General features: G+C 66.1%; 14 protein-coding genes and 5 pseudogenes. 14 read left to right on the top strand and 5 right to left on the bottom strand.

Annotation, left to right across the window (positions count from 1 at the left end; all coding sequences use genetic code 11):
• Positions 1–114: 114 nt before the first annotated feature.
• The 13 genes and pseudogenes from miaB (at position 115) to OMK73_RS31930 (ending at position 14076) form a co-directional block, all read left to right on the top strand.
• Positions 115–1432 (top strand): annotated as a pseudogene (miaB, locus tag OMK73_RS31990) (tRNA (N6-isopentenyl adenosine(37)-C2)-methylthiotransferase MiaB).
• A gap of 40 nt (positions 1433–1472) precedes the next feature.
• Entirely contained in the window at positions 1473–2468 is a 996-nt protein-coding gene (locus OMK73_RS31985) for a PhoH family protein (RefSeq protein ID WP_267605544.1), read from the top strand.
• A 14-nt stretch (positions 2469–2482) separates the two neighbouring features.
• Positions 2483–3235 carry an rRNA maturation RNase YbeY gene (gene ybeY, locus OMK73_RS31980; RefSeq protein WP_420715617.1) on the top strand — a complete coding sequence of 251 codons (753 nt, stop codon included), beginning with the start codon at positions 2483–2485 and terminating at the stop codon, positions 3233–3235.
• A 429-nt stretch (positions 3236–3664) separates the two neighbouring features.
• Positions 3665–4537, top strand: a complete 873-nt coding sequence (locus tag OMK73_RS31975) for an HlyC/CorC family transporter (protein WP_267605543.1) — start codon at positions 3665–3667, stop codon at positions 4535–4537.
• Positions 4534–6131: pseudogene (gene lnt / locus OMK73_RS31970) on the top strand (apolipoprotein N-acyltransferase). The gene OMK73_RS31975 and the pseudogene lnt overlap by 4 nt, the downstream one beginning before the upstream one ends.
• 454 nt (positions 6132–6585) lie before the next feature.
• Complete coding sequence (glyQ, locus tag OMK73_RS31965; RefSeq protein ID WP_267605542.1) at positions 6586–7554, top strand: glycine--tRNA ligase subunit alpha; 969 nt, start codon at positions 6586–6588, stop codon at positions 7552–7554.
• On the top strand, positions 7551–8216 hold the full coding sequence (locus tag OMK73_RS31960) for a hypothetical protein (protein WP_267605541.1): 666 nt from the start codon (positions 7551–7553) through the stop codon (positions 8214–8216). Before glyQ ends, OMK73_RS31960 begins: the two co-directional genes overlap by 4 nt.
• A 36-nt stretch (positions 8217–8252) precedes the next feature.
• Positions 8253–10385: a glycine--tRNA ligase subunit beta gene (gene glyS / locus OMK73_RS31955; protein WP_267605540.1), complete on the top strand. Its 2133-nt coding sequence runs from the start codon at positions 8253–8255 to the stop codon at positions 10383–10385.
• Positions 10386–10413: 28 nt separating this feature from the next.
• Positions 10414–10992, top strand: coding sequence for a D-glycero-beta-D-manno-heptose 1,7-bisphosphate 7-phosphatase (gene gmhB / locus OMK73_RS31950; protein ID WP_043343769.1), 579 nt, complete (start codon positions 10414–10416; stop codon positions 10990–10992).
• 17 nt (positions 10993–11009) lie between these two features.
• Positions 11010–11762 carry a lysophospholipid acyltransferase family protein gene (locus tag OMK73_RS31945; protein WP_267605539.1) on the top strand — a complete coding sequence of 251 codons (753 nt, stop codon included), beginning with the start codon at positions 11010–11012 and terminating at the stop codon, positions 11760–11762.
• Positions 11759–12643, top strand: a complete 885-nt coding sequence (locus OMK73_RS31940; RefSeq protein ID WP_267605538.1) for a M48 family metallopeptidase — start codon at positions 11759–11761, stop codon at positions 12641–12643. Before OMK73_RS31945 ends, OMK73_RS31940 begins: the two co-directional genes overlap by 4 nt.
• 116 nt (positions 12644–12759) lie before the next feature.
• Positions 12760–13167: a lactoylglutathione lyase gene (gene gloA, locus OMK73_RS31935; RefSeq protein ID WP_267605537.1), complete on the top strand. Its 408-nt coding sequence runs from the start codon at positions 12760–12762 to the stop codon at positions 13165–13167.
• Between the two features lie 55 nt (positions 13168–13222).
• Positions 13223–14076 (top strand): annotated as a pseudogene (locus OMK73_RS31930) (DMT family transporter).
• Positions 14077–14817: 741 nt separating this feature from the next.
• On the opposite strand, the pseudogene trpS reads toward OMK73_RS31930, so the two are convergent.
• The 5 genes and pseudogenes from trpS to OMK73_RS31905 form a co-directional block, all read right to left on the bottom strand.
• A pseudogene (gene trpS, locus OMK73_RS31925) lies at positions 14818–15841 on the bottom strand (tryptophan--tRNA ligase).
• Between the two features lie 161 nt (positions 15842–16002).
• On the bottom strand, positions 16003–16824 hold the full coding sequence (gene rsmA, locus OMK73_RS31920; RefSeq protein WP_267605536.1) for a 16S rRNA (adenine(1518)-N(6)/adenine(1519)-N(6))-dimethyltransferase RsmA: 822 nt from the start codon (positions 16822–16824) through the stop codon (positions 16003–16005).
• Positions 16825–16844: 20 nt separating this feature from the next.
• Positions 16845–17893: pseudogene (gene pdxA / locus OMK73_RS31915) on the bottom strand (4-hydroxythreonine-4-phosphate dehydrogenase PdxA).
• An 18-nt stretch (positions 17894–17911) separates the two neighbouring features.
• Entirely contained in the window at positions 17912–19402 is a 1491-nt protein-coding gene (locus OMK73_RS31910; RefSeq protein ID WP_267605535.1) for a peptidylprolyl isomerase, read from the bottom strand.
• A 9-nt stretch (positions 19403–19411) separates the two neighbouring features.
• Positions 19412–21820, bottom strand: coding sequence for an LPS-assembly protein LptD (locus OMK73_RS31905; protein WP_267605534.1), 2409 nt, complete (start codon positions 21818–21820; stop codon positions 19412–19414).
• A gap of 155 nt (positions 21821–21975) precedes the next feature.
• Here OMK73_RS31905 and OMK73_RS31900 point away from each other — a divergent pair, with 155 nt between their 5' ends.
• Positions 21976–23010 (top strand): aminoglycoside phosphotransferase family protein, encoded by a 1035-nt coding sequence (locus OMK73_RS31900; RefSeq protein ID WP_267605533.1) that lies wholly within the window; start codon positions 21976–21978, stop codon positions 23008–23010.
• Positions 23011–23094 lie beyond the last annotated feature (84 nt).

Genomic DNA, 23094 nt, shown 5'->3' with positions numbered 1-23094 from the left:
GGCGACGCGCCGAGGCCCGGATGCTCTTTAGTCCCCATAAAACCCTGATGCCCCCAGGTCAACCACTGAGATCGGCACCATGAAAAAGTCTTCGTCAAAACCTACGGCTGTCAGATGAACGAGTACGACTCGGACAAGATGGTCGATGTGCTCCATGCCACCCAGGGCATGGAGAAGACAGAACACGCTGGAAGAAGCGGACGTCATCCTCTTCAACACCTGCTCCGTGCGCGAGAAAGCGCAAGAGAAGGTGTTCTCGGAACTGGGCCGCCTGAAGGCGCTCAAGGCCGTCAAGCCGGACCTGGTGATCGGCGTGGGCGGCTGCGTGGCGAGCCAGGAAGGCGCCGCCATCGTCAAGCGCGCGCCCTATGTCGACGTGGTCTTCGGCCCGCAGACACTGCACCGACTGCCCGACATGATCAACCGCCGCCAGCAGACCGGCCACTCGCAGGTGGACATCTCCTTTCCCGAGATCGAGAAGTTCGACCACCTGCCGCCGGCACGAGTGGAAGGCCCGAGCGCCTTTGTCTCGATCATGGAAGGCTGCTCCAAGTACTGCAGCTACTGCGTGGTGCCCTACACCCGCGGCGAGGAAGTCTCGCGCCCGTTCGAAGATGTGCTGGCGGAAGTCGCCGGCCTGGCCGAGCAAGGCGTGCGCGAAGTCACATTGCTGGGGCAGAACGTCAACGCCTATCGCGGCGCCATGGGCGGTACCAGCGAAATCGCCGACTTCGCGCTGCTGATCGAATACGTGGCCGAGATCCCCGGCATCGAGCGCATCCGCTACACCACCAGCCACCCGAAGGAGTTCACGCCGCGGCTGATCGAGATGTACGAGCGCTGCCCGAAGCTGGTCAACCACCTGCACCTGCCGGTGCAGCACGCCTCCGACCGCATCCTGATTGCGATGAAGCGCGGTTACAGCGTGCTGGAGTACAAGAGCATCATTCGCAAGTTGCGCGCACTGCGTCCGGACATGTCGCTGTCATCCGACTTCATCATCGGCTTTCCCGGCGAGACCGAGGCGGACTTTGAAAAGCTGATGGCCATGATCGAGGAGATCGGCTACGACACCTCGTTCTCGTTCATCTTCAGCCCGCGCCCCGGCACGCCAGCGGCCAACCTGGCCGACGACACGCCGGCCGAGGTCAAGCTGCGCCGCCTGCAGCGCCTGCAGGCCACCATCGAGGAGAACGTGCAGCGCATCAGCGCCGGCATGGTCGGCTCGGTGCAGCGCATCCTGGTGGAAGGCCCGGCACGCAAGGACCCGACCGAGTTGCACGGCCGCACCGAAAACAACCGCGTGGTGAACTTCGCGCTGCCGGGCGTGCCCCAGGCCAGCCGCGACCGCATGGTCGGCGAAATGGTGGACGTGGCCATTACCGAAGCCTTTCCGCATTCGCTGCGCGGCGAAATCGTAGTGCGCCAGTAATCCAAGCCTGATGCCGCCTGATGCCGCCACTCGTACCCAGATGAAAATTCCCTCAGCCGAATTCGTCGCCCCCAAGGACGACAACGCCCGCCTGCAGAACCTATGCGGGCCGCTTGACGAGAACCTGCGCCAGATCGAGCAGGCGCTCGACGTCACCATCCAGCGCCGCGGCCATCGCATGACCGTTCGCGGCGCCTACGCCCGCGACGCGGCGGCGGCACTCGAGCGCTTCTACAACAACGCCCGCACCGCCCTGTCGATCGACGACGTGCAGCTCGGCCTGGTCGAGGCGCGCCAGGTCGCCGCGCACGGCGGCTATGTGCCCGACGGCGCGAGCGCGGATACCGGGGGCGACGATGACGAATCCCCCGTGCTGCACACGCGCCGCGCGGGCCTGCACGGGCGCACGCCCATGCAGCGCGACTACCTGCGCAACGTGCTGGCGCACGACCTGACGCTCGGCATCGGCCCGGCCGGCACCGGTAAGACCTACCTGGCGGTGGCCTGCGCCGTGGACGCGCTCGAGCGCGACTCGGTCAAGCGCATCGTGCTGACGCGCCCCGCGGTGGAAGCCGGCGAGCGCCTGGGCTTCTTGCCCGGCGACCTGGCGCAGAAGATCGACCCCTACCTGCGGCCGCTGTACGACGCCCTCTACGACCTGCTCGGCTTCGACCGCACGCAAAAGATGTTCGAGCGCCAGATGATCGAGGTCGCGCCGCTGGCCTATATGCGCGGGCGCACGCTGAACCACGCCTTCATCATCCTGGACGAGGCGCAGAACACCACGCCCGAGCAGATGAAGATGTTCCTGACCCGGATCGGCTTTGGCTCCAAGGCGGTCATCACTGGCGACACCACCCAGATCGACCTGCCGCGCGGGCAGAAGAGCGGGCTGGTGGAAGCCCAGCACGTGCTGCGCGAAGTGCGCGGCGTGGCCATGACCCGCTTTACCAGCACCGACGTCGTACGCCATCCGCTGGTGGCGCGCATCGTCGATGCCTACGACGAATATCACGCTCAACATCGAGACGCTTAATCAAACGCCAAATCGTGAACGCAAAATCCTCTTCCTCCGCCAGCCTGATCCTGTTCGACGCCGAAGGCCGCGCGCGCAAGACCCAGGCACACGCCCTGCGCGTGCAACTGCCTGACGGCCGCAGCGTCACCGTGGACCTGTCGCAAGCTGCCGACGGCGTGGTCGCGCTGCTGGCCGAGCACGCCGACGACCGCCAGCAGGCCGGCCTGCTGGTGCGCCCGGACAACCACGACGCCCTCTCGGTCGCCGTGACCGCCACGCCCGTGGTCACCACCACCGGCACCCCCGCCACGCCGCCATCGCTGGAACTGGCGCTGCAATATGGCGACGGCCTCAAGGCCCGCCGCGGCCTGCCGACCCAGCGCAAGGTGCAAACCTGGGCCAAGTCGGCGCTGTACGCCGATGCCACACTGACCATCCGCTTTGTCGGCGAAGAAGAAGGCCGCAGCCTGAACCGCAGCTACCGCGGCAAGGACTACGCGACCAATGTCCTGACCTTCGCCTATGCCGAGCACGAGTCGGACCCGGTCAGCGGCGATATCGTGCTGTGCTGCCCGGTAGTAGAGCAGGAAGCCCGTGAGCAGAAAAAGTCGCTAGAAGCGCACTATGCGCACCTGATCGTGCACGGCGTGCTGCACGCGCAAGGCTACGAGCACGAGGAAGATGCCGAGGCGGAAGAAATGGAAGCCATCGAAACGGAAACCCTGCAAGCCCTGGGCTTCGCAGATCCGTACCAGGCAGACGGCAACGTTAAAATCAGAGACTAGGTGTAGCCGTGATTCCCGCCCGTCAGGCGGGAATCACCCAAGCGCGATGCGAAGCGAGCCGTCAAGGTTCACCTAGGCCGTATGGGGCGCCTCGGGATTCGACGAAAAGAGCGGAAAAGAGGGACCCATGTCTGAGTATTGCCTTAAGGCGATGCGAGTTTGGGTCCCGGCCGCTCTTTTCGTCGAATCCCGAGGGTAGTCGCCCCATCCGGCGCGCCTTTTTGCCTACTTTTTTGGCAAGACAAAAAAGTAGGTCGCCGCCCCGCAGGGGTGGTGAAACTGCAGTTGCAGTTGCCCTTGACGTTAAGCCGTTGAAGTTGCAGTTGCAATTTCAAACACCGCCAAACCTCCCCCGTCACCCCCAAGTCACAGCCCCCAAACCCTTTTAGTGTATCCTTCAACCGATATCCACCCCGCGCTCGTCGCGCCATGAACGACCCTTATCCCAGTTCGAAGTCAGCCGACCGTCCCCGATCCCTGCTCGAACGGCTCTCGGATTTCATCTCTCCCGAGCCCGACTCCCGTGCCGAATTGCTTGAGGTGCTCCAGGATGCGCATGCGCGCAACCTGATCGACGCCGACTCGCTTTCCATGATCGAAGGCGTGTTCCAGGTATCCGAACTCACCGCGCGCGACATCATGGTCCCCCGTGGCCAGATGGACACCGTCAATATCGCCGACGCGCCGGAGAGCTTCATTCCCTTCATGCGGCAGACAGCGCACTCGCGCTTTCCGGTCTATGAGGGCAGCCGTGACAACATCATCGGCATCCTGCTCGCCAAGGACCTCCTGCGGTATTACACCGACGAGGAGTTCGACCTGCGCGAGACGTTGCGCCCGGCGGTGTTCATTCCCGAGTCCAAGCGCCTCAATATCCTGTTGCGCGACTTCCGCATCAACCGCAACCACATCGCCATGGTGGTGGACGAGTACGGCGGCATCGCCGGCCTGGTCACCATCGAGGACGTGCTGGAGCAGATCGTGGGCGACATCGAGGACGAGTTCGATCTCGACGAAGACCATGACAACATCGTGCAGCTGCCCGATGGCAGCTGGCGCGTGCATGGACTGACCGAGATCGAGCAGTTCAACGAAACCTTCGGCACGCAATTTTCGGATCACGACGTCGATACCGTGGGCGGCTTGCTGAGCAACCACCTGGGCCATGTGCCGCATCGCGGCGAAGTGGTGATGCTGCCGCCGATGCGCTTCGAAGTCCTGCGCGCCGACGCCCGGCAGGCACACCTGCTGCTGGTGCGCCGCGAGCCTGCGCTCACCGCACCCGACATGGACGGCGCATGAGGCGCGTGCTCCAGGCATGGTCCGGCGCCACCAGCGCCGGACGCGACGACGCGCGCGGCGTAAGCCTGCCCCGCTTGGTTCTGGCTGCCGTGCTGGGCGTGGCCCATACCCAGGCCTACGCGCCGCACACATGGTGGTGGCTGCAACTGCTGTCGCTGGCGGGGCTGGTGGCACTGGTCGCTGATGCGCCGCGCACCCGTGGCGCGGCCGCTACCGGCTACGCCTTCGGCCTCGGCTGGTTCCTCTCCGGCATCTGGTGGCTCTATATCAGCATGCACGTCTATGGCGAGATGCCAGCGTGGATGGCATTGCTTGCCGTGCTGCTGTTCGCCGCCTTCCTCTCCCTCTATCCGGCGCTGGCCGCCGCCACCTGGCACTGGCTGACTGCCCGCCGTACGCGGACAACCTCACTGACGCTGCTCGCGCCGCTCGCCTTTGGCGCGGCCTGGGGGCTGTCGGAATGGCTGCGCGGCGTGGTCTTCACCGGCTTTCCCTGGCTGTCGAGCGGCTACGCCCATACCGATGGCCCGCTGGCCGGCTTTGCGCCGCTGGTGGGCGTCTATGGCATCGGCGCGCTGGCCGCGACGGTGGCTGCGTTGCTGGTGGCCGCCGTACGCGGCTTTGGCCGTGGCGGCGCCAACCCGCGCGGCATGCGTGCCGGCATGCTCGCCCTGGCGGCGGCCGTGGCGCTGCCGCTGGCCGGCGCCGCGCTGGTGCCGATCGCCTGGACCACGCCTGCCGGCAAGCCCATTTCGGTGCGGCTGCTGCAAGGCAACGTGGCGCAGGACATCAAGTTCGAGCCGGTCGGCGTGCAGCGCTCGCTCGAGCTGTACCGCGACCTGATCACGGCCGCCCCTGCCGATCTGGTGGTGACGCCCGAGACCGCATTCCCGGTGATCCTGCAGGACCTGCCGGTGGACATCGCCATCGCGGTGCGCGACTTCACCGTGGCAAGCGGCACCACCGTGCTGTTCGGTGCAGCCGGCGCGGACTCGCCGGTCGATTTCACCAACAGTGTCTTTGGCCTGGGCCCGTTGACCGAACGGCTGTACCGCTACAACAAGCACCACCTGGTGCCATTCGGCGAGTTCATTCCCTTCGGCTTCCACTGGTTCGTGGACATGATGAAGATGCCGCTAGGGGATTTCCGCCGCGGCGGGCTGGACCAGACGCCGCTGCCGGTGCGCGGCATCATGGTGGCGCCCAACATCTGCTACGAGGATCTGTTCGGCGAGGAAATCGCCGAGACCCTGCGCAGCCAGAAGGTGCCGGCCAATATCCTGGCCAACGTGACCAACCTGGCGTGGTTCGGCGACACCATCGCGCTGGACCAGCACCTGCAGATCTCGCGCATGCGCGCGCTGGAAACGCGCAGGCCGATGCTGCGCTCGACCAATACCGGCATGACGGCCGTGGTGACGCCAGACGGCGTGGTGGCGGGACAACTGCCGACCTTCACCGTCGGCACGCTCACCGCCAATGTGCAGGGCACGCAGGGATTCACCCCTACGTGCGGTGGGGCAATATGCCGGCGCTGGCGGCATGCCTGCTGGTGCTGGCACTGGCGGCCTGGCGCCGCCGCCAGCAGGGCTGACGGCGGCCGGGCCAGTCGTCAGGCAGACGCCCCCGCTGCTACCGATAGCAAGGCGACGGCAATCATCACGACGATGGCAACGAGATAGGGCTTGCGAGAAAGTAGCGACATGACCGGTGTCCCCGTAACTGGATTGATTCAAACGGTTGCGGCTGTTATGCACAGCTCTGCCTAATACTGTATACAAAAACGCTAACGACCAGTATCCGGCAAGCCTTTAGCTCCCTTCGGTGTTTACCCGATTCGTTGCAAAACGCCGACACCACATGCCAGCCCCGCGGGCGGGATTGGACGCCCTGACCCATGCAAGGGCCGTGCCGATGGCTGGCGGCGGCAAAAAACCGATAGAATTCGGGGTTTGGCACGATCTTCGTGAGGCGCTGCGGCAACTTTGCCGCCACGCCGTCCGCCCTTGCTTGCTGGCCTGCGTGCAGGCCCTTACTAGTCTTCGCCTATGCTGACCTTCCAACAAATGATCCTCACCCTGCAGGCCTACTGGGACCGGCAGGGTTGTGCACTCTTGCAACCTATCGATCTGGAGGTCGGCGCCGGCACCTCGCACGTGCATACCTTCCTGCGCGCGATCGGCCCGGAACCGTGGCGAGCCGCCTATGTGCAGCCGTCGCGCCGCCCCAAGGACGGGCGCTATGGCGAGAACCCCAACCGCCTGCAGCACTACTACCAGTACCAGGTGGTGCTCAAGCCCGCACCCGAGAACATCCTGGAGCTGTACCTCGGCTCGCTGGAAGCGCTGGGCCTGGACCTCAAGCAGAACGACATCCGCTTTGTCGAGGACGACTGGGAGAACCCCACGCTCGGCGCCTGGGGCCTGGGCTGGGAAGTCTGGCTCAACGGCATGGAAGTCACGCAGTTCACCTACTTCCAGCAAGTCGGCGGCATCGACTGCAAGCCCATCACCGGCGAGATCACCTACGGCATCGAACGCCTGGCGATGTACCTGCAGAAGGTCGAGAACATCTATGACCTGGTGTGGACCGAGTGGGAAGAAAACGGCAAGACCCGCCGCCTGACCTACGGCGACGTCTATCACCAGAACGAAGTGGAGCAATCCACCTACAACTTCGAGCAGAGCAACACCGAGATCCTGTTCCGCCACTTCGCGGAACACGAGGCGGAGGCCAAGCGCCTGATGGGCGCGGCCGAGGCCAAGCCGGATGCCGCCCAAGCCGGGGAGGCCGCACCGGCGGACGCCGCCAAGCGCCTGCCGCTGCCCGCCTACGAGCAACTGCTCAAGGCCGCCCACACCTTCAACCTGCTGGACGCGCGCGGCGCGATCTCGGTCACCGAGCGCGCGGCCTACATCGGCCGCATCCGCAACCTGTCGCGGCTGGTGGCCCAGGCCTACTACGACTCGCGCGAGTCGCTCGGCTTCCCGATGTGCGACCGAGAGGCCACCGCATGACCCGCTCAGCGCGCAGCGCGCTATGCCGAGGCGCTGCCCTGGCGCTGCTGGCCTTGGGGGCGCATGGCGCCGCCCAGGCCACCGCGTCCATGCCGAGCCCGCAGGTGCTATACCTGCCGGCCGACCTGTCCAATGTGTGCGAGGCCAATCCGCAGGCCCTGCAGCAGGCGATCGACCGGCACTGGCATGGTGCTTTCGGCCCGAACAACTCACTGGACCAATGGACCCAGCTGGTGCGCACGTTCTCGTGCGATCTGTCGGGCTCCAAGGACCTGGGCTGGCACCGCGTGCCGCTGCGCGCCTATGAAAGCGCGATCCGCTACCCACTCTCGTGGGTCGAGACCGAGACCGTCAACGGGCGGGTGCGCAGGCAGATCAAGACGTATTACTCGGCCGCGCAGCTGCCGCCCAAGATCGATTTCTGGGTGAGCGGCCGTATCGACGAGATCCGCTACGACAAGCGGCTGCGCCGCCTCGATGCCCGCTTCTTCGCGCCCCGTCCCGCCCCAGGCGGCCGTGGCAGCAGCGCAAGCAACGGCACCAATGGCACCAATGGCACCAACGCAGACACGCAGTGCGTAGCAACCACGCTGCAATTCCGCCAGCAAAACGGCCTGTGGCTGTTGTCCGGCGTAGAACCTACTATTGCACCGCGCTGCTAAATCGCAGCGCGTGCCACAACTTGTTGGAAACGATTCATGTCGCAACTCCTCACCGATTCGAACGATACGCTGCTGATCGAACTGTTCACTGAAGAGCTGCCGCCCAAGGCGCTGGCACGCCTGGGCGACGCCTTCGCGCAGGGCCTCTTCGCTGGCCTCTCCGAGCGTGGCCTGGTAGGTGACGGCGCGGCAGTGACCGCGTTCGCCACGCCGCGCCGGCTGGCCGCGCTGGTCACCAAGGTGCGCCGCAACGCGCCCGACCGCGAGCAGCGCGAAAAAGTGCTGCCCCTGACGGTGGCGCTGGACGCCAGCGGCCAGCCCACCGCCCCGCTGGCCAAGAAGCTGGCCGCACTGGCTAAATCGGTGGGCGTCGAGGCGATCGACTGGCAAACCCTGGAGCGCGCCTCCGACGGCAAGGCCGATGCCTTCTTCTACTGCTACACCGCGCGCGGCGCCGAACTGGGCGCCGGGCTGCAGGCAGCACTGGACGACACCATCGCCAGGCTGCCCATCCCCAAGGTGATGAGCTACCAGCGCCCGGACGGCAGCACGGTGCATTTCGTGCGCCCCGCGCACGGTTTGATTGCACTGCTTGGCACCGAGGTGGTGCCGGTCAGCGTGCTGGGGCTGCAGGCGGGCCGGACCACGCGCGGCCACCGCTTCCTGTCGAGCGGCGAGATCGAGATCGCACACGCAGGCGAATACGCCGCCGTGCTGGAATCACAAGGCCGCGTGCTGGCCAGCTACGCGGATCGCCGCGAACGCATCCGTACCGCGCTGCTGGAGCAGGCGGGCGCCGACCAGGTCGTGATGCCCGATGCCCTGCTCGACGAAGTCAACTCGCTGGTGGAATGGCCGGTGGTCTATCCGTGCCACTTCGAGGAAGTGTTCCTCGAAGTGCCGCAGGAATGCCTGATCCTGACCATGCAGACCAACCAGAAATACTTCGCGCTGACCGATGCCGCCGGCCACCTGCGCAACCGCTTCCTGGTGGTCTCCAACCTGGCCACCGATACGCCGGAGTCCATCATCAGCGGCAACGAGCGCGTGGTGCGCCCGCGCCTGGCCGATGCCAAGTTCTTCTTCGACCAGGATCGCAAGAAGACCCTCGCCTCGCGCGTGCCGCAACTGGCCAACGTGGTCTATCACAACAAGATCGGCACGCAGCTGGACCGCGTGCAGCGCCTGCAGCAGATCGCCGGCCACATCGCCGACGCGCTCGGCGCGGCCGGCATCGCCGTGGAAAAGGCGGCTGCCATGCGTGGCGCCGAGCTCGCCAAGGCCGACCTGCTGACCGACATGGTGGGCGAGTTCCCGGAACTGCAAGGCACCATGGGCACGTACTACGCGCGTCACGACGATGAGGCGGAAAGCGTGGCGCTGGCGTGCTCCGAGCACTACCGCCCGCGCTTTGCCGGCGACGCCCTGCCGGATGGCCCGGTGAGCCTGGCCGTGGCGCTGGCCGACAAACTGGAAACGCTGGTCGGCATCTGGGGCATCGGCCTGTCGCCTACCGGCGAGAAGGACCCGTTTGCGCTGCGCCGCCACGCGCTCGGCATCCTGCGCATGCTGGTCGAGACCCCGCTGCCGCTGTCGATCGACGCGCTCTTGGAACTCACCCAGCAGGCCTTCACCGGCATTGCCGCGGTCAAGCCCACGCAAGCCGCGATTGCCGATTTCCTGTACGACCGCCTGCGCGGCTACCTGAAGGACAAGGGCTACACCACCCATGAAGTGGAAGCCGTGGTGAGCCTGCGCCCGCAGCGCCTGGACGACATCCTGGCCCGCCTGGAAGCCGTGCGCACCTTTGCCGCCCTGCCCCAGGCCGAGGCGCTGGCCGCGGCCAACAAGCGCATCACCAACATCCTGCGCAAGAACACGGACCCGATCGGCACGGTGCAGCCGGCCCTGCTGCAGGAAGCCGCCGAAAGCGCGCTGCACAGGGCGGTGGAAAGCGTGCGTCCGCAAGTGGATGCCGCCTTCGCCAACGGCGACTTCGCCACCGCGCTGCGCGACCTGGCACAGCTGCGCGAGGCGGTCGACCAGTTCTTCAACGATGTCATGGTGATGGCCGAAGATCCGCAGCTGCGCGCCAACCGGCTCGCGTTGCTGGCCTCGCTGCACGTGCTGGCCAATCGCGTGGCCGACATCTCCAAGCTGGCCGCGTAAGCGGCCAAGCACCCACCGGGAAGCCATCATGCCGCAGACACCGCCCAAGCTTGTCGTGCTCGATCGCGACGGGGTCGTCAACCTCGACAGCGACCAGTTCATCAAGACGCCGGATGAATGGATCCCCATCGATGGCAGCCTGGAAGCGATCGCCGCGCTCAACCAGGCTGGCTATCGCGTGGTGATCGTCAGCAACCAGTCCGGCATCGGCCGCGGCCTGTTCGAGATGAGCGCGCTCAACGCCATGCACGAGAAGATGCACAAGGCGCTGGCCAATCTCGGCGGGCGCGTTGACGCGGTCTTCTTCTGCCCGCATACGGCGGCGGACGGCTGCGATTGCCGCAAGCCCAAGCCCGGCATGCTCGAGCAACTGGCGGAGCGCTTCGGCGTCGAGCTCAAGGGCGTGCCGCTGGTAGGCGACTCCCTGCGCGACCTCGAAGCCGGGCTGGCGGTGGGCTGCGCCCCGCACCTGGTGCTGACCGGCAAAGGCCCCAAGACCGAGAAAAAGGGCGGCCTTCCGCCCGGCACGCTGATCCACGACGACCTGCGCGCCTTTGCACGCTGGCTGCTCACCGGCGATGGCGCCCCGCGCCAGGCCGGCTCCTGAACCCAACTCCCGCACCGATGATTTTTCTCCGCTCCTTTCTGTTCGCGTTGTTCCTCCTGGTACTGACGCCGCCCTATGCCTGTGCGTGCTTCATCGTCTTTCCGTTCATGAACGCCGAGCGCCGCTACCGCTTCGTGCGTGGCTGGCCGCGGCTGGTGACCGGCGCGGCCGCGCTGATCTGCGGCATCCGCTACCGCTATGAAGGCCGCGAGCATTTCGATGCCATGCTCGACAAGCCGGTGGTGGTGCTGTCCAAGCACCAGTCGGCGTGGGAAACCGTGGCCTACCTGGCCACCATGCCCAAACCGATGTGCTTCGTGTTCAAGCGCGAACTGTTGATGGTGCCCTTCTTCGGCTGGGCGCTGGGCATGCTCAAGATGGTGCACATCAACCGCAAGGAAGGCACCCGCGCCTTCGCCTCGGCCGTGCGCCAGGGCCGCGAGCGGCTCGCCGAAGGCGCCTGGATCATCATGTTCCCGGAAGGCACGCGCACGCGCTCCGGCCTGGAGAAGACGCGCTACAAGAGCGGCGGCGCCCGCCTTGCGGTAGAGACCGGCGCATGGGTGATCCCGATGGCCGTCAACTCCGGCCGCCTGTGGCCGCGCAACTCGTTTCTCAAGTACCCGGGCCTGATCACGGTCTCCGTCGGCGCGCCGATTTCGTCGGCGAACAAGACGGCGGATCAGGTCAACCAGGAGGTTGAGGCGTGGATCGAACAAGATATGCGTAGAATCGACGCCGAGAGCTACCGGAGCAAAACGCCCGCATGAAATTGCTGCGCCCGTCCCCCGACTCCCCCGGTTCCCAGATGGAGCTGCCGCTGTCCGACGCCCTTGCGGGCGAGGACAGGGCGCCCGGCATGGTGCCAGGCGGATTGGCGCCGGTGCAGCCCATCTCTCCGACTGCGCGGCCCTGGCCCCAGCCGCAGCCCAATGCACGGCGGCTGCTGGTGGGCGAGCGCGCCGTGCATTACACGCTCAAGCGCTCGTCGCGCCGTACCATCGGTTTCACCGTGGACGACCGCGGCCTGTCCATCACGGCGCCGCGCTGGGTCACGCTGGCCGACATCGAGTCGGCCATTCTGGAAAAGCAGCGCTGGATCTTCAACAAGCTGGGCGAATGGCAGCACCGCGAAGCCCGCCGCGTGCTGCCCACCGTGCAATGGCGCGAAGGCGCCAGCCTGCCCTTCCTGGGCAAGCCCATCACGCTGCAGCTGGAGTCTCCCGCCGGCGTGCTGCTGTTCGATGCCGACACGCGCATCCTGCATCTCGCGCTGCCCGCGCATGCCGACGAGCAGCAGATCAAGGACCGCGTGCAAGGCTGGCTGCAGCACCAGGCACGGCGCCTGCTGGCACAGCGGCTCGATCTCTACGCGGAAAAGCTCGGCGTGCGGCATAGCGCGTTCGCGCTGACCTCCGCCGCCACGCGCTGGGGCAGTTGCACCGCCGACGGCAAGATCCGCCTGAACTGGCGATTGATGCATTTTCCGCTGTCGATGATCGACTACGTGGCCGCCCATGAGCTGGCGCATCTCAAGGAGATGAACCACAGCCCGAGGTTCTGGGATACGGTGGCGTCGATCTTTCCGGAGTTCCGGGATGCCCGCGCGCAATTGCGGGCCCACCCGCCTGAGTTGCTGCCCACGTTCTAGGCTGGGCCCTTGATTTAAAACGGGAAAATGGCACGCCTGTGCCAAGGCAAACCCATTGCTTCCATCCCGTTTAGAATATCCGGCCTATCCCAAAACAAAATCAGGCCTCTCCCAAAATGCGACTCCTTCACACCATGCTCCGCGTCGGCGACCTGCAACGCTCGATCGACTTCTACACCCGCATCCTCGGCATGCAACTGCTGCGCGAGAGCGACAACACCGAATACAAATACCGCCTCGCCTTCGTCGGCTACGGCCCGGAATCCGAAACCGCCGTGCTCGAGCTGACCTATAACTACGGCGTGGAAAAGTACGAGATGGGCACCGCCTACGGCCATATCGCGCTGGAAACCGATAACGCGGCAGCCACCTGCGAGCGTATCCGCGCCGCCGGCGGCAACGTCGTGCGCGAAGCCGGCCCGGTCAAGGGCGGCACCACCGTGATCGCCTTCGTTGAAGACCCGGACGGCTACAAGATCGAGCTGATCGAGCGCAATTCCACGCGCGACGCCGGCCGTCCTTGAGGTGAGCGCACTGTCGCCAAGCCGGCGCCCGCTCGACGGCACGGCCGTCACGCTGATGGTGGTGCTGTGCCTGGCCTGGGGACTGCAGCAAGTGGTCATCAAGGCGACCGCGCCGCTGATGGGCGCGGTGCTGCAGGCCGGCGTGCGCTCTGCCGTGGCGGCGCTGCTGGTGTTCGGCTTTGCCGCCTGGCGCCGCACGCCGCTGTGGCAACACGACGGCACGCTGGGCGCCGGGCTGCTGGCTGGCTTGCTGTTCGGCGCCGAGTTCTTCTGCATCTTCGTCGGGCTCGGCCACACCACCGCTTCACGCATGGCGGTGTTCCTCTACACCGCGCCCATCTTTACCGCCCTCGGCCTGCATCTGAGCGTCGCCGGCGAACGTCTGCGGCGCGGGCAATGGCTGGGCGTCGGGCTGGCCTTCTGCGGGATGGCGCTGGCCTTTGCCGATGGCATCACCGCGCCGGCCGCGCATGGCGGCAGCACGTTGCTGGGCGATGCGCTGGGGATCCTTGCCGGCTTCCTGTGGGCCGCCACCACGGTGGTGGTGCGCGCCAGCCGGCTGGCTTCGGCAGCGCCCAGCAAGACGCTGCTCTATCAACTTGCGGTGTCGGCGGTGATGCTGCTGGCCATGGCGCTTGCAGCCGGCCAGCACCTGCATGCGCGCGTCGATGGCATGGTGGTAGCCAGCCTGTTCTACCAGTCGGTGCTGATTGCGTTCGCCAGCTATCTGACGTGGTTCTGGCTGCTGCGTCAGTACCTGGCGTCGCGCTTGTCGGTGTTTTCGTTTCTGACGCCGCTGTTCGGGGTGGCGTTTGGCGTGGTGCTGATGCATGACGCTGTTGGCATGCGGTTTGCGATTGCTGCGGTGCTGGTGTTGGGGGGATTGTGTTGGTGAATCGGCGGGAGTGAAGGGAGGGGGTGTGGCCGCAACTGCAACTGCAACTGCAACTGAAAAATCAGCTGCAACTTCAACGGCTTAACGTCAAAAGCAACTGCAGTTTCACCTCCCCTTCGGGGAGGCGACCTACTTTTTTGTCTTGCCAAAAAGTAGGCAAAAAGGCGCGCCGGATGGGGCGACACCCCTCGGGATTTCACGAAAAGAGCGGCCGGGACCCAAACTCGCATCGCCTTAAGGCGATACTCAGACATGGGTCCCTCTTTTCCGCTCTTTTCGTGAAATCCCGAGGCGCCCCATACGGCCTTGGCACACCTCCACGGCTCGCTTCGCATCGCGCGTGGGTGTTTCCCGCCCCTCGGGCGGGAAACACGGCTTACCACAGAGGGTCAAATTTGATTCGGTGTAGCCGTGAGTTCCGCCCCCAGGCGGCAATCACCCGCCCACGATGCGAAGCGAGCCGTCAAGGTTTTCATCTCCCGTTATGGGGCGCCTCGTCGGCAGGCAAAAGAGCGGAAAAGAGGGGGCCATGTCTGAGCATCGCCTTAAGGCGATGTGAGTTTGGCCCCCGGCCGCTCTTTTTGCCTGCCGACGAGGAGTCTTTCGCCCCATCCGGGTCGCCTTCTTTGCCTACTTTCTTGGCGAGACAAGAAAGTAGGTCGCCTCCCGCAGGGGAGGTGAAACTGCCTTTGACTTTGACGTTAAGCAGTTGCAGTTACAGTTAAGCAGTTGCAACCCCACGCCCCTCAAAAAACTCAGAACCGGAACGTTCCCAGCGCCTCACGCACTTCATCCAGCGTCGCCTGAGTCACCACGCGAGCCCGCTCCGTCCCCTGCTTCAAGATATCGAACACCGCCGCGGGATCCTTCGCCAGCTCCTCGCGCCGCTCGCGAATCGGCGCCAGCAGCGCCTGCAGCACCCCATCCAGCCTGCGCTTGAGCACCATATCGCCCAAGCCGCCACGCCGATAGTGTTCCTTCAACTCGGCCACTTCCTCGACAGCCTCGTCGAACGCGTCGAGGTAGGTGAACACCACATTGCCTTCGACCTGGCCCGGATCGGACACCTTGAGGTGGTTGGCGTCGGTACTACATGCGCATGACCGCTTCCTTGACCTGCTCGGGCGAGGCCGCCAGCGAGATCGCGTTGCCTTGCGACTTGCTCATCTTGGCCTTGCCGTCGACGCCGGGCAGCCGGCCAAAGCGCGGGATCAGCGCGGCGGCTTCCGGCAGTACTTCGCGGCCAACCTGGTGGTTGATGCGGCGCGCAATCTCGTTGGTCTGCTCGATCAGGGGCGCCTGGTCCTCGCCGACCGGCACCACGGTGGCCTTGAAGCCGGTGATGTCAGCAGCTTGCGATGCCGGGTAGCACAGGAAGCCCGCCGGGATATCGCGGCCGAAGCCGCGCGCCTGGATCTCATCCTTGATGGTCGGGTTGCGTTCAAGCCGGGCCACCGTGACAAAGTTCAGGTACATCAGGGTCAGCTCGGCCAGCGCCGGCAGGTGCGACTGCACCGTGATGGTGGTCTTGGCCGGGTCGATGCCGACCGCGAGGTAGTCGAGCGCCACCTCCAGCACGTTGCGCCGCACCTTGTCCGGATCGTGCGCGTTGTCGGTCATGGCCTGGGTGTCGGCCAGCAACAGGTATTGCTTGTGGGTGTCCTGCAGCGCCACGCGGCTCTTGAGCGAGCCAACGTAATGGCCAAGGTGAAGCTGGCCGGTGGGGCGGTCGCCGGTGAGGATGACCTTGCGCTGGGGCGCCTGCGTTTCGCTAGTCATGGCATTTCCTTCGGTAAGAGAAGCGCCGCGGGGCCGGTCAGCGCAGGCAGTTTGCTGCCAACCGGGCTGCGGCGGCTGGAGTCGGGATCAGGGGATGACGACGTGCCGCTGCGTTCAGCAGCGCCACCAATGGCAATGGGAACGGGAGCCGGCCGCGCGCATCATGTGGCCGGGGTTTCAAGCTGGCGCGCCAGGCCGACGTACTCGGCCACGGGGACTTCCTCGGCACGGCGCGCCAGGTCGAAGCCAAGCGCTTCAAAGTCGACCTGGTCGCGCAGCATCGACAGCGTATTGCGCAGGACCTTGCGCCGCTGCGAGAACGCCGCGGCCACCACGTCGCCCAGCACCGTCAGGTCGCACGCGGGATACGGCGAGCGCAACTGGCCATCGGGCTGCCGCGGCCAGGGGATCATGCGCACCACGGCGGAGTCGACCTTGGGCGGCGGGTTGAACGAGGCCGGCGGCACGTCGAGCACATGCTCCATGTGATAGCGCACCTGCAGCATGATCGACAGCCGCCCGAAGGCCTTGCTGCCGGGCTCGGCCACCATGCGCTCGACCACTTCCTTTTGCAGCATGAAGTGCTGGTCGCGCACCTGGTCGGCAAACCCGGCCAGGTGGAACAGCAGCGGGCTGGAGATGTTGTAGGGCAGGTTGCCGACAATGCGCAGCGGCTTGCCGGCTTCGCACAGCTTGCCGAAATCGAAGGCCAGCGCGTCGCCGGCGTGGATCACCAGCCGCTCGCCGTAGCGGCGGCGCAGGCGCTCCACCAGGTCGCGGTCAAGCTCGACCACCTGCATCTGCGGCAGGCGCTCCAGCAGCGGCTGGGTCAGCGCGCCGAGGCCGGGGCCGATCTCGACCAGGGTGTCGCCGTGCTGCGGGTCGATGGCACTGACGATGCCGTGGATGATGCCGTCATCGACCAGGAAGTTCTGCCCGAATCGTTTGCGGGCCACATGGCCCTGGTGTACGTTGGAACGCATAGTTTGGTCTCGCTCGGGCGTCAGCGTGTTGCCGCCAGCGGCGCGACACGCGGCCGGCCGTTGGCGTGGCCGGCCATGGCGATGGCGTTGCGGATCGCCTCGATCATGCTGCCGTGCTCGGCCTGGCCACTTGCGGCCAGGTCGAGCGCGGTGCCATGGTCGACCGAGGTGCGGATAAAGGCAGGCCCAGCGTGATGTTCACGCCGTGGCCAAAGGTGCCGTACTTGAGCGGGGCCAGGCCCTGGTCGTGGTACATCGCCAGCACGCAGTCCGCGCCATCGAGATGGCGGGGCTGGAACAGCGTGTCGGCCGGATACGGGCCGCGGGCATCGATGCCCGCGTCCACGGCATGGGCCAGCGCGGGAATGATCACATCGATCTCCTCATGGCCCATGTGGCCGCTTTCGCCGGCATGCGGGTTCAGGCCGGTCACCAGGATGCGCGGCCGGGCGATGCCGAAATGCCGGCGCAGGTCGTGGTCGACGATGGCCAGCGTTTCTACCAGCATGGACACGGTCAGCGCATCGGGCACCGCGCGCAATGGCAGGTGGGTGGTGGCCAGCGCCACGCGCAGCATGGCGTTGGCATGCGCGGGCTGCGGGCCGGCCAGCATCATCACCACGCGCGGCACGCCGGCGCGCTCGGCCAGGTATTCGGTGTGCCCGGTGAAGGGCACGCCGGCATCGTTGATGGTGCTCTTCTGCACGGGCGCTGTCACCATGCCGGCAAAGCGCCGCGTGCCGTTGGTGCCCGCCATGCAGCCATCGATGGCGGCATCGAGCAAGGCGAGCACATAGGCGCCGTTGCGCGCATCCAGCCGGCCAGCATCGCAAGGCACGGCCAGAGGGATATCGTCGCACACCACGCTGCCATCCGCCAGCCGGTGCGCCCAGGCTTGCGCGACACCCAGCGCGGCGGCGCGTGCGGCCAGCAGGCCCGCGTCGCCCAGCACGTGGAAACGCACCTGCGGATGCTCGCCGGCGAGCTGCAGCAAGGCACCGACGGTGATGTCGGGGCCAATGCCGGCGGGCTCCCCGGTGGTGACGGCTAGCGCGAGCGTCTCGGACATGGTGGCGATGCGTTCTGGTTAGCGCTGGCGGTTGACGCGGTATTCCACGTAGGCGGCCTGGCGCAACTGGCGCTGCCAGTCTTCATACGCCGCGCGCACCTTCTGCTCGCGGAGTTCCGCGCGGGCAAAGTCGCGCTGCTTCTCCGGCGTGACCTCGGTCTCGCGGCGGTTGAGCACCTGGATGAGGTGCACGCCGAACTGCGTGACGATGGGCTCGGACACCTCGCCCGGGCGCAGGCGGCTCATGGCCTGCTCGAACTCCGGCACCAGTTCGCCCGGCGATACCCAGCCGAGATCGCCGCCGTTCTGCGCCGAGCCATCCTGGGAGAAGCGCTTGGCCGCGTCGGCGAAATCGCCGCCGTGGGTGATGCGATCGCGCAGCGTGGAAAGCTGGCGGCGCGCCTCGGCTTCCGGCATGTTGGGGCCGGTGCGGATCAGGATATGGCGCACCTGGGTCTGCGTGATGTGATTGCTGGCCTCAGGGTTCGACGATGCCGGCGGCGCAGTGCGCTTGGCCACCAGCTTGAGCACGTGGAAACCGTTGGCGCTCTCGATGACCTGGGGCGCCACGCCACCGGGCTGCAGGTCAAGCACGGCATTGGCAAACAGCGCCGGCAGCCGGCCGATTTCGCGGAAGCCGAGCGAGCCGCCCTGGGCAGCCTCGGGGCCGTCGGAGCCCTGCGCCAGCTGGGCGAAATCCGCGCCGCCCTGGGCCTGCTTGAGCAGGCCTTCGGCCTTGGCGCGCAAGGTGGCCTTCTGTGCTTCGGAGGCATCCTCCGGCACGCGCACCAGGATCTGGGCCACGTTGTATTCGGTGGGGCCGCTGGCGGCGGCGCCCTGGCCGCCACGGGCGGCGAGATAGTTGTCGATCTCGCCGTCATAGACCTGGATCTTGGAGTCGACTTCGCGCTCGCGCAGGCGGATCACCTGGACCTGCTTGCGCAGCTCGTCGCGGTACTTGGTCCAGGTCATGCCGCTGCGCTCGACCTGGCTGCGCAGGTCGGTCGCATTGATGTGGTTTTGCTGCGCGACCGACTCAACGGCGCGGTCCACTTCCTGGTCCGTCACCTTGATGCCGGCATCCTGCGCAGCCTGCGTCTGCACGCGCTCCATCACCAGCCGCTCGAGCACTTCGCCCAAGAGGTCGGCGCGCGCCGGCACCGGCCGGTTGGCCTGGCGCAGCTGCGATTCGATCTCGTCGGCGCGATCCAGCAGCTCACGCCGTGTGATCACACTGTTGTTGACGATCGCCACCACCTCGTCCACCAGTTGCGAGCGCTGGGCGCTCGTGCCCGGCTGCGTCACCCCCAGGCGCGGCTGGCTGGGCGAAGCGGCAGCGCTGTCGCCGGCCTGAGGCATGAAGATGCCGGTGGCCTTCTGCCCGGGCGCCTTGAGCTGCGCCGAAGCGGGCAGCGCGAAGGCGGCCAGCAGTGCGGTCAGCAGCAAGCTTTGCCAGCCGGTCAGGCGGGAAGACATCGAGGAGAGCGCGTTGAATTCTTGACGTTTCATCATGGTCCGTCATTCATAGTGGTCGAACTGGGATGGGATAACAGGCTTGGCGAGGACGGGCTCATAACCCGGCACGTTCAGCCGCAGCACATCCAGCGGATTGGAACCGATCTTGGACAACCCGCGGAACTCCACCTGGAAGAAGATGCGCCCGGTGTAGCCCTGCGAGGTATTGCGGAAGCGCTGGTAGACCACACGGCCAACCCAGCAATCCGCTGCGTATTCGAAGCCGGCCAGCGCGTCGACCAACTGGCTCGCGCTCAGGTCGAACGCGACCCGGCCGATGCCATAGGTGCGCTGGGACAGCGGCCACTGGCTCGACACCTCGAACTGGTCGATGGCGGTATTGTCCGTCACCGAAGTCGGGCGCCGGTAGCGATAGCCGATATTCAGCGTCTTTCGCTGCTCCGGCCGCCAGGAGAAGGCAATGTTCGAGTAGATCACCCGTGCGCTGTCCGGGTTGTACTGCATCCCCGCATCGAGGTAGTAACCCTTGAACATCTGGATGGTCGTCGCCGCCAGCAGGTCGGAATAGCCTGCCTTGCCTATCGGGTCGGTGCCGCTGATCTGCACGCGCTGGCCCGTCAGGTCGAAACGCTGCGCGATCGTGCCGCGGAAACGCTCGATGCCGCTGCTTGCCTCGATCAGGCGCGTGGTCACGCCCGCCGTCACCTTATTGTTGTCAGCGATGCGGTCATAGCCGGTGAACGGATTTTCACTGAAGATCTGGCCGTAGCCGAAGTCGGACTGTACGGTATCGAACAGCGGGAACTGGCTCTGGTCACGGAACGGCGTGTAGACGTAGAACAGGCGTGGCTCGAGCGTCTGCACGTAGTTGACGCCAAACAAGCGGCTCATGGTCGGCGCTTCGCGCTCGAAGGTCATGCCCGAATCCAGGCTGAGCGTCGGCAGCGTGCGGTTCAGTGTGGTGGGTGTGCCGGCGGCGACCGAGCCGGGTTCCATCTGGTACTGGGTGGCGTTGAACGATACCTTGGGCGTGACGAACCAGCCCGGGCGCACGATCGGATAGCTGATCGAAGACTGGACGAAGAGCCGGTCACCTTCCGGTTGCTGCGTGCCATCCGAAGTCAGCGGGATACGGAAGCGCGTGAAATCGGTCTGGACTTGGATGTCGAAGCCGGCCAGATCATACCGTGTATAGCTGCCATTGATCTGCGGCACGCGTTCGTAAGAGGGCTGGCTCGGCGTCAGGGTCTGGAACTTCTGCACGCGCGCGAGCACGGAAAAATCCTGCCAGGTGTAAGAAACACCCCCTTCCTGCGTGTATTGCCTCTGAGTCGCCTGCGTCACCGATCGTGTCAGGTCGTCGGGGTACTGGTTGTCCGAAACCTTGTTCACATTGACGTAGGCGGTAAGGCCACGGGCGAGCAACTGGGTGTGCTGGACCGAATAAGCCCAGCGATTGGTCTTGGTCTTTTGATCGTCCGGAAGGAACTCGCCGCGCAGGCGTCCGCTATAGCCATCACCGACGTAGCGATAGTCGCTACCTAGTTGCGCCCCGCGCGAGCTCAGATAGCGCGGGAACAACGTCAGATCCCGATTGGGCGCGATATTGAAGTAATACGGCACCGTCAGGTCGGCCCCCGAGCGCGAGCTGTAGCCGAACAGCGGCGGCAGCACGCCGCTGCGGCGCTCGTTGTTGAGCGGGAAACTGAACACCGGTGCCGCCATGATCGGCACGTCGAAAAAGCGCAGCACGCCGCCATAGGCGGTGCCCACCTGGCGGTCGCTGTCGATATCGAGCTCGCGCGCGCTGAAATACCAGTCCGCGTTGTCCGGCGAACAGGTCGTATAGGTGGCGCGCTTGATCGTGCTCAGGTTCTTGTCGATGAAATCGATGCGCTCGGCCTTGCCCGAGCCGCCGGTCTGCTGGAAATAGTAGTCCGGCGACAGCATGTAGCCTTCGTTGGCCTCGACCCGCAGACGGGCTTCCGGCCCGACCGAGAGCGAGCCGTCGCGGGCGATGCGGGCATTGCCGTGGACAAAAGCCTCGTCGCTGTCCTGGTCATAGGTGAGCTTGTCGCCCTTGACCACGCCGCCAGCGCGGCGCAGCTCGGCGTTGCCCTCGAGTTCCACGCCGCGCTGGTTATAGCCGGTCATGCGGTCGCCCGAGACAAAGGTGGGCGGATTGTCGTCGGGTTCGGCCGGCGTGGTCCTGGCCGTGCCCGGCTCAGCCAGGCGCGGCACCAGCTCGCCGGCTACCGGCGGGGCCTCGGGCATCGCCTCGACGGTCGGCTCGGCCACCGGCAGGTCGGGAATGGTGGAGCTCACGGCCTGCGCGTGCGCACCCACCGACCAGCTGGCCATGGCCAGCACGAGCGGGCGCAACGCGCTGCCGGGGAGTCGTGCCGGTGTCTTGCTAGCCTTCTGGTTCGGTGATCGTCGTTGTTCGGTCATGCGAGCGGGTCATGAGTCAGAGCGGCGGCGGCGGCCCAGCAACCGCCAGCCACCGCCGAAGCAGGCTGTCGGGCTGGGGAGGCCCGCCTGGGAGCCGCCCCGGGGCCCGGGTCTGGTCGGGTATTATACGGGGCATCCTATTCTCCCTTTCCGGCATGGCAGCACATCCTCTCGACCCGCGTCTCGACCAGCTCAAAGTCTGGGTGTCCGGACTCGGTCCGGCCTGGTCCGTTAACCCCGACTCCTGCGCCCCGGCATCGGCCGACGCCAGCTTCCGGCGGTACTTCCGGGCCAGCACCAGCCACCCCGACCATCCGAGCGTGATCGTGATGGATGCGCCGCCCGCGCAGGAGGACTGCCGCCCCTTCATCCATGTGGCGGAACTGTTCGGCGCCGCCGGCGTGAACGTGCCCAAGGTACTGGCGCAGGACCTTGAACAAGGCTTCCTTCTGCTCAGCGACCTGGGCAACACCACGTATCTGTCCCGGCTGGACGCTGCCAGCGCGCGCGGCCTCTATGGCGATGCCTCCGCCGCGCTCGTGAAGATCCAGCTCGCGACCCGCCCCGGCACCTTGCCCGCCTACGACCGCGCGCTGCTGCAGCGTGAAGTCGACCTGTTCCCGCAGTGGTACGTGGCCCGGCACCTGGGTGTGACACTCACGCCCGACCAGGAATCCGGACTGGCCGAAGTGATGCAGACGCTGCTGGCCAACAACGTGGCCCAGCCGCAGGTGTACGTGCATCGCGACTATCACTCGCGCAACCTGATGGTGCTTGAGGGCGAGGCCAATCCCGGCATCCTCGATTTCCAGGACGCGGTGATCGGCCCCATCACCTATGACGCGGTGTCGCTGTGGCGCGATGCCTATATTGAATGGGACGAGCAGGAGCAGCTCGACTGGCTGATCCGCTACTGGGAGCGCGCGCGCAAGGCCGGGCTGCCGGTGGCGCCCGATTTTGGCGACTTCTACCGGGATTTCGAGTGGATGGGCCTGCAGCGCCACCTCAAGGTGCTCGGCATCTTTGCCCGCCTTTACCATCGCGACGGCAAGGATGGCTACCTGGCCAACCTGCCGCTGGTGCTCAAGTACGCTCGCCAGGTGGCGGGCCGCTACATCGAGCTGCGCAGGCTGGTACGCCTGTTCGACGCCCTCGATGGCGTCGAGCGCCCGGTCAGCTACACCTTCTGATGCCAGCGCAAGCCATGCCGGGTGCACAGCCATGATCTCCGGCGGCCACCCCCGGGCAAGCTCACCCGCGGCGGCGAGTGGTGG

It is taken from the genome of Cupriavidus sp. D39 (genome assembly GCF_026627925.1).
Lineage (GTDB): Bacteria > Pseudomonadota > Gammaproteobacteria > Burkholderiales > Burkholderiaceae > Cupriavidus > Cupriavidus ulmosensis.
The sequence above is the reverse complement of the archived record's forward strand: the minus strand, read 5'-3'. Positions and strand labels throughout refer to the sequence as shown.

Excerpts from the sequence above, each read along its gene's own strand:
- gloA (WP_267605537.1), top strand. The coding sequence starts at position 12,760 with ATGCGACTCCTTCACACCATGCTCCGCGTCGGCGACCTGCAACGCTCG.
- glyQ (WP_267605542.1), top strand. The coding sequence starts at position 6,586 with ATGCTGACCTTCCAACAAATGATCCTCACCCTGCAGGCCTACTGGGAC.
- OMK73_RS31985 (WP_267605544.1), top strand. The coding sequence starts at position 1,473 with ATGAAAATTCCCTCAGCCGAATTCGTCGCCCCCAAGGACGACAACGCC.
- OMK73_RS31975 (WP_267605543.1), top strand. The coding sequence starts at position 3,665 with ATGAACGACCCTTATCCCAGTTCGAAGTCAGCCGACCGTCCCCGATCC.
- OMK73_RS31945 (WP_267605539.1), top strand. The coding sequence starts at position 11,010 with ATGATTTTTCTCCGCTCCTTTCTGTTCGCGTTGTTCCTCCTGGTACTG.
- OMK73_RS31900 (WP_267605533.1), top strand. The coding sequence starts at position 21,976 with ATGGCAGCACATCCTCTCGACCCGCGTCTCGACCAGCTCAAAGTCTGG.
- gmhB (WP_043343769.1), top strand. The coding sequence starts at position 10,414 with ATGCCGCAGACACCGCCCAAGCTTGTCGTGCTCGATCGCGACGGGGTC.
- OMK73_RS31905 (WP_267605534.1), bottom strand. The coding sequence starts at position 21,820 with ATGACCGAACAACGACGATCACCGAACCAGAAGGCTAGCAAGACACCG.
- OMK73_RS31940 (WP_267605538.1), top strand. The coding sequence starts at position 11,759 with ATGAAATTGCTGCGCCCGTCCCCCGACTCCCCCGGTTCCCAGATGGAG.
- rsmA (WP_267605536.1), bottom strand. The coding sequence starts at position 16,824 with ATGCGTTCCAACGTACACCAGGGCCATGTGGCCCGCAAACGATTCGGG.
- OMK73_RS31910 (WP_267605535.1), bottom strand. The coding sequence starts at position 19,402 with ATGAAACGTCAAGAATTCAACGCGCTCTCCTCGATGTCTTCCCGCCTG.
- OMK73_RS31960 (WP_267605541.1), top strand. The coding sequence starts at position 7,551 with ATGACCCGCTCAGCGCGCAGCGCGCTATGCCGAGGCGCTGCCCTGGCG.
- glyS (WP_267605540.1), top strand. The coding sequence starts at position 8,253 with ATGTCGCAACTCCTCACCGATTCGAACGATACGCTGCTGATCGAACTG.